Source organism: Endozoicomonas acroporae, from assembly GCF_002864045.1.
Taxonomy (GTDB): Bacteria; Pseudomonadota; Gammaproteobacteria; order Pseudomonadales; family Endozoicomonadaceae; genus Endozoicomonas; species Endozoicomonas acroporae.
Window position 1 is genome coordinate 1 of record NZ_PJPV01000250.1, and the last position, 7199, is coordinate 7199.

Below are 7199 nucleotides of genomic sequence, written 5' to 3' on the forward strand. Positions count from 1 at the left end.
CCTATGGGGACGGTGATGTCGATGGTTGGTTTCGGATCTCTGCTATCTTCTCGGGATCTTTCAGCTTTCCCTCATATCATTGCATCTATTTCAGTATTATCAGGTTCGGTATTATTAGGCCTTGCTACATCAGCCCTGGCACATAACAAAGGTGAAAATATCGGGAAAAAAAGGGGCAACGCAATTTATCTTGAGAAAGGTAACACCCCCTTGCATATTGCTTCTAAAAATAACGCTTACCAATGCGTGAAAACTCTGGTTGATCAGTGGGCAGGTCGAGATCAGCAAAAATGGAGAATTATAAAATTAGCATTCTCGACGATCATGAATGTTATTTCCGGTGGCATATCCGCATCTTTGCCGGGTTTTATGGAAGGATTCAGTGATTCTTATAACGATTTATTTTTTCTGACTCACAGGTGGAATGTTAACACCACCAATCGGGATGGCTATACACCTTTGCACTTTGCTGCTGAGAATAATAGCGTCAGATGTTTAGAAGCCTTGCTCGGGGCTGGGGCTAACATCAATGCCACTGATAGCAAAGGCTTAACGGCTCTTCACTTTGCTGCTCAAAACGGCTGTGCAGAGTCCGTCAAAAAGTTGCTGGACTGGTCTTCTCGCGTCAATATCAAGAATAACGATGGCAATACGGCTCTCCACTTAGCGGAAATGAATGGTCACAAAGAGACCGTCAAGCTGCTGAACATTGAGGCTCTCCACTTAGCTGCTCGTCAAGGCGACACGGAGGCCATCCAGACATTGCTGGACTTTGACCGCTCCCTGGCCAAAGAGAAAGATAACTGTGGCAAAACGGCTCTCCAATTAGCGGCAATGAATGGCCACACAATGGCCGTCAAGGCATTGCTGACCAGTGATCGCTCCCTGGGCATTGAGGCTCTGCACGCAGCTGCTTCTCAAGGCCATACAGCGACCGTCGCGAAATTGCTGGAGATTGACCGCTCACTGGCCAAAGAGAAGGATCGTTATGGCCAAACGGCTCTCCACATAGCTGCTGCAAACGACCACGCAAAGGCCATCCAGAAATTGCTGGAGATTGACCGCTCCCTGGCCAAAGAGAAGGATCTTGGTGATTGCGAAACGGCTCTCCACACAGCTGCTAGATGGGGCTGCACAAAGGCCATCCGGAAATTGCTGGAGATTGACCCCTCCCTGGCCAAAGAGAAGAGTCGTAGAAGTTGCGAAACGGCTCTCCACAAAGCTGCTTGGGAAGGCCAAACAGAGGCCATCCAGATATTGCTGGAGATTGACCCCTCTCTGGCCAAAGAGAAGTCTTCTGACGCTGCTGGCTGGACGACTCTCCACAAAGCTGTTGAAAGGGACCAAACAGACGCCATCTACAAATTGCTGAACTTTGACCCTTCTCTGGCCAGAGAGAAGGATAGGTCGGGCTATACGGCACTCGACTTTGCTGAGGCGATTGACCACATAGCGTGCAAGGAACTGCTTGAACGCTATACAGCCTAAAACGGGCTGCCTTCTACAGTGAGCAATAAAATTGCGAGAAGAACCGATTCTTGATTATTTCAAACCTCCACCTCATACTCCGCCAAATTCGGCGCTGTACCTTTTATCTCGCCATCCAGAATAAACGCCTTTTCACCAACGTTTACAGACTCTTCCTTAACCGTAATCACCAAACCATCCCGAAGCTCTGCCTGACAGGTGCTATTACCATTTTTGGCGGTAATATTGGCCACGATCCGAACATCCTTCGGTATCAGAGCCTTGAATTGCTGCCAGATGTTAGTCGTTGCCATTGCTTGCATTCCAGATAAACGATCACTGCCTGGTGAAAATTGGTTCCGTGCCTGACTTTTTGATTTTAACGACGATCTTCTTGTTAAAAATTCTGTTTTTTTTGGAACTTACTCTGCTGATTTTATGTCTTAGGAATTGCCCCGGAATAATTTGCACATTTCTGAGCTTCAAAACTACGTTCGTCCTGAGCCTGTCGAAGGGCGTGAACTCCGGCCTCATGTATTGTGCCAATCACCCTTCGACAAGCTCAGGATGAACGGAGATCGAGTTCAAAATGTCGAAATTATTTCGGGACAATTCCTAAGGAGTTGTCTGGAAATAACTTCCCTATTTTTATTGCCTGACTGGACTGAGCTTGTCGAAGTTCGGTGGCACGACCCTTCGACAAGCTCAGGGTGAACGGAAATCGGGAACTTATTAAAGACAATTCCTTAGCTGCACTGGCCCTGTCGGCGTCTTTGTCCAAGGAAAATCAACAACAACAGAATAAAGGCGGGTATCCATGTCAGTTGTTTTGGCAGTCGCTCTGCCGGAACTTCCAGACGATGAATCTGCCAGTCAAAATCAATACCGGCCTGCTGGGCTTCGCTGTTGAAGTCAACCATATCGATGATCAGGTTATCCCCATCAACCAGAACCTCCAGCCCCATGTGGCGGAACCGGTCATCAGCCGTGGCCCGGTCGCCAGCGGGAAGAATAACCATCTGATTAACCGATTTACCTTCCAGGGTTTCTCCTGCTACCCACAGGCGTGCATCAGCCTGGTTCGGCAGTGCTTCAACCTGGGCAACAATGTTACGACCTTCATGGGTTTCATAGGGAGGGTAAATCCTGTCCCACCAGAAGTCAGGCCTGAACAGGGTGAAGGCGATCAGCAGCATGCCCAGGGTTTCGTACCAGCGGTTTTTCACTAACCAGTGACCCTGAGTTGCGGTGGCAAACACCAGCATGGCTGCAATGGCACCAAAGACGACAATCGCCAGTTGTGCAAGGCTGTCAACGCCGATCAGCAGCAACTCGGTATTAAAGATAAACATAAATGGCAGAACAGCGGTGCGGATATCGTAGGTGAAGCCCTGGATACCGGTCTTGATCGGGTCCGACTGTGCGATGGCTGAAGCGGCAAAAGCAGCAAGACCCACAGGCGGAGTATCATCCGCCAGAATACCGAAATAGAAGACAAACAGATGGACCGCAATCAGAGGCACGATCAGTCCATGCTGTGCGCCCAGGGTTACGATAACCGGTGCCATCAGGGTGGACACTACAATATAGTTAGCGGTGGTTGGCAGCCCCATGCCCAGCACCAGACAGATAATGGCGGTGAACAGCAGCATAAGAATGATACTGCCAGCAGAAATCCATTCCACGAACTCGGTCATTACCAGACCAACACCGGTCAGCGTGACTGCACCCACAACAATACCGGCGGTTGCAGTGGCAACACCAATGCCGATCATATTGCGGGCCCCGGTGGTCATGCCGTCCAACAGATCCAGAAAGCCCTCTTTGAGATGTGTGGTGGTTTGCTCCTTGCGGAACAGATCAATCAGGGTTTTATGGGTCAGCGTAATAAAAACCATGACCAGGGTTGCCCAGAAGGCAGAGAGGCCAGGGGAGTAGCGTTCAACGGTCAGACACCACAGTAACACCACCAGGGGCAGCAAATAATAGAGACCGCGCTTGATGGTTGGTCCGGGCACCGGAGTACTGCGTATATCCTCTTCAATATTGTTGATGAGATCAGGTTGCCTGGCAGCCACTTTCAGAAGTATCAGATAACTGGCCAGCAATGCCAGCGTGATGATCCAGAGGGCGTGCTCTCCCATATACTGTCTGGTCCAGCCAACACCGTAATAGACGCCAGCGCCCAGCAGGCAGAGTCCGGCAAACGAGCCCGTGAATGACATCAGTGCCTGAGTCTTTGTGCGGGTGACGCTTCTTGGCAATCCCTGCATGCCTGCTTTCAGGGCTTCAAGATGGACAATATAAAACAGGGCAATGTAGGAAATCGCGGCGGGTAACAGGGCGTGGCGAATAACATCGATATAAGAGATGCCAACATATTCCACCATCAGGAACGCCGCAGCGCCCATAATAGGCGGCGTCAGTTGTCCATTGGTGGAGGCGGCAACTTCAATGGCACCGGCCTTGTGAGCAGGAAAGCCGACCCGTTTCATCAAGGGGATGGTGAAGGTTCCGGTGGTGACCACATTGGCGATGGACGAGCCGGACACCACACCGCTCAGGCCGGATGACACGACAGCAGCCTTGGCAGGCCCGCCTTTAAGATGGCCCAGCAGAGAGAATGCTACCTGAATGAAGTAATTACCGGCACCGGCCTTTTCCAGCAGTGAACCGAACAGAACAAACAGGAAAACAAAGCTGGTGGATACACCCAGGGCAACACCAAAGACACCTTCAGTGGTGATCCAGAAGTGTGACAGCGCCTTGTTGAGACTGGCACCTTTGTGAGCAATCACATCCGGCATGTAAGGGCCGGCAAAGGCATAGGTGATAAAAACCGCCGCAACCACCATCAGTGGCGGCCCCAGTGCCCGGCGGGTTGCTTCCAGCAGAAGCAGCATACCTGCACCGGCCGTGACCAGGTCCAGGATAACGGGAGCCCCGGCACGGGTCGCCAGCGCCTGGTGAAAAATATAAAGGTAGGCGGCACAGAAGCTGCCAGTCAGTGCAAATAGCCAGTCAGTCACGGGCACCTGATGGGTAAACGATTTTTTCCTGGCAGGGAAGGCAATAAATGCCAGGAAAATGGCAAAGGCGAGATGGATTGCCCGGGCCTGACCATCGTTAAATATGCCAACATTGAAAATATACGGCAGAGGTGATGCATTCCACAGCTGAAACAGTGACCAGCTCAGGGCTGTGCCCAGTAATACCAGTCTGGATTTGCCAATGGGCTGGCGGCCACCCTGTTCGGACTGGTTAACCATTTGTTCAGCAGAGCTGGTGGAGCCTGCTGTTGAATTATTCAGCTTGGCGCTGTTTACTGCTTCCATAATATACCTGTTGTTATTGAAGTTATGCGCTCTGGAAATGATGCATTCTTCAGCCAATGGCTCATGGCCTTATAAAAATGGGGGGGAAGCGGAATATCCATGAGGTAACAAAAGACGACACTGCTTCCCCATGCAGCCCTGTGCCCGGGTTGGGTGAGGGCTGTATAGGTCATCATGCAGAATTCAGGCAGCACTCTGCATGATGACAACCTGCATTTGGGAAGGTGTTGCTACACCTTCCCGGATCAGGGAAAAAAGTTCAGAGAAGACCTGCTTCCTGATAGTAACGCCTGGCACCTTCATGCAGCGGGATGCTGAGGCCATCAGACACCATTTCTTCTTTCTTCAGAGTGCCAAACGCCTGGTGCAGTTTTTTGAAGGTGGACAGATCTTCAAATACGGCCTTGGTCATCTGGTAGACAGCTGCTTCGCTGGCCGCCGTGGAGGAGACAAAGGTTGCCGCCACACCGAAGGTCTGGACATCCTGATCGTTGCCCTTATACATGCCACCGGGGATGGTCGCAGTGCGGTAGTACGGGTTGTCTTTGATCAACTGGTTGACTTTATCGCCTGCGACAGAGACCAGTACGGTATCACAGGAAGTGGTGGCTTCCTTGAAAGATCCGGATGGGTGGCCAACGGTATAGACAAAGGCGTCAATCTTGTTGTCACAGAGTGCCTTGGCGTGTTCGGCTGCTTTCAGCTCGGAAACCAGGGAGAAGCTGTCGTGTGTCCAGCCATACAGTTTCATCAGCTGTTCTATGGTAGCACGCTGACCGGAGCCCGGATTACCGATGTTGACGCGCTTTCCTTTCAGGTCTTCAAACGTGCTGATGTTGGCATCTGCCCTGGCCAGAATGGTAAAGGCTTCCGGGTGTACCGAGAAAATCGCCCGCAGGTCCTTGTTGGCACCTTGCTGTTCAAAAGCGCTGGTTCCCCGGTAGGCGTGAAACTGCCAGTCCGACTGGACGATACCCATATCGAGCTCACCGGCACGGATGGTGTTCAGGTTGTAAATAGAACCACCGGTACTTTCTACCGAACAGCGGATGCCATGCTCTTTGCGTCCCTTATTCACCAGGCGGCAGATAGCGCCACCGGTTGGGTAGTAAACGCCGGTGACACCGCCGGTACCAATGGTGACAAACTGCTGGCTGGATGGGGCTGCACTGGCAGTGGAGGAGATAGCTGCAAAGCCTGCCCCCAGAATGGCAAGTCCCAGTTTTTTGCAAATGGTCATTGTCAGTCCTCTTGATTTGAGCTTTTTTTACCATGGCAACAACAAGAGGTGGGCAGTGAACATCAGCTCTGGCGGGTCTCGGGTCAGTTCCCCGGGCAGACCTGATCGCTTCTGAACCGTACTTCTCGTTCATGGCTGTTATATTCAGTCCGGACAGCATTTCCATGTTGTCCCCTGACTGGTTTGACTCGCTTAACCATGAATGGCAAGCCGAGAATTTGCCTGTCAGGTTATTACGTTTGTCGAAGCAACCTGATGAGGTAGGTGATGCTACCATGTTTACGTGTTGATTTCTTTGATTTCTGTCTATTGATTCTCGGTAAGTACTTATGATAGCTCGGAGAGGTTATCGTCTTTATTGTGCGCAGCACTTTTTATACTTCTTGCCACTGCCGCAGGGGCAGGGATCATTTCTGCCAGTGTTTTCTGTTTTGACCAGTGCTATTTTGGGGTAGACAAAATACCAGAGCCCTTCTTTTCTAATAAAAGAAGAGCGTTCATGGTGAACTTGTTCAGGGCCTGAGAGTGACTCCCTGAACCAGGCCTTGAATTCAACCATGCCCGATTGATCCGCCGCTTGTCCTGCCTCTGTACCGACAATCTCGAGCTTTTGCCACAGTGTACCGTTTGATTGCTGGTAGACTTTCTGTTGCTTGATGGTTTCCTGTTGCCCGGGGTGTGTTGTGGCAACCAGGTAGGGAATATTGCTCAGTGTGTAAGCCGTATAACGGGAACGCATTAATGCTTCAGCTGTTGGGGCTGGCTTCCCTTGAATATAAGGCTTGCAACATTCGGTGAATGTTTTTCCACAGCCACAGGGGCAATGTGAGGGGTTAATGGACATGGTAACTACCCGAAAACGGTAAGTAGTTAACCAAATGAAATCATATATTTCTGGCTAAGTGGGCAGTCACTCTGCGGCGTTGCAACTCCGGTCACATAGCTACGGCTATGCTCCCTACGTTGCGCCTTGCATAGTAACTGCCCACTTAGCCAGAAATATACGATTCCATTTGGCCAACTACTTATATGCAGCTGTTGACGTTTCTTTGCTGAATTTACAGCGAAACGTTAACAGGCTCTGACCTGTTACCGCAAGCTGTAAAGTTAAAGGCTGTTAAGAACTTAATTGTTTGTTTTTCTGTCAGTAATTTCTA

Annotated in this window: 5 protein-coding genes; 1 reads left to right on the forward strand and 4 read right to left on the reverse strand. The window is 50.7% G+C overall.

Going from position 1 to position 7199, the window contains the following annotated elements:
• Positions 1-1488, forward strand: a 1488-nt coding sequence (locus CX664_RS27315; RefSeq protein WP_146000345.1) for an ankyrin repeat domain-containing protein, incomplete at its 5' end; no start/stop codon positions are given.
• 59 nt (positions 1489-1547) lie between these two features.
• Here CX664_RS27315 and CX664_RS24775 read toward each other — a convergent pair.
• The 4 genes from CX664_RS24775 to CX664_RS24795 form a co-directional block, all read right to left on the reverse strand.
• The gene (locus CX664_RS24775) at positions 1548-1781 is read right to left on the reverse strand and encodes a hypothetical protein (protein ID WP_101749261.1); all 234 of its coding nucleotides are present in this window, start codon (positions 1779-1781) and stop codon (positions 1548-1550) included.
• A 432-nt stretch (positions 1782-2213) separates the two neighbouring features.
• On the reverse strand, positions 2214-4802 hold the full coding sequence (locus tag CX664_RS24785) for a TRAP transporter permease (protein WP_101749263.1): 2589 nt from the start codon (positions 4800-4802) through the stop codon (positions 2214-2216).
• A 259-nt stretch (positions 4803-5061) separates the two neighbouring features.
• Positions 5062-6042 carry a TAXI family TRAP transporter solute-binding subunit gene (locus tag CX664_RS24790; protein WP_101749264.1) on the reverse strand — a complete coding sequence of 327 codons (981 nt, stop codon included), beginning with the start codon at positions 6040-6042 and terminating at the stop codon, positions 5062-5064.
• Positions 6043-6397: 355 nt separating this feature from the next.
• Complete coding sequence (locus CX664_RS24795; RefSeq protein WP_101749265.1) at positions 6398-6886, reverse strand: YchJ family protein; 489 nt, start codon at positions 6884-6886, stop codon at positions 6398-6400.
• Positions 6887-7199: the final 313 nt, after the last annotated feature.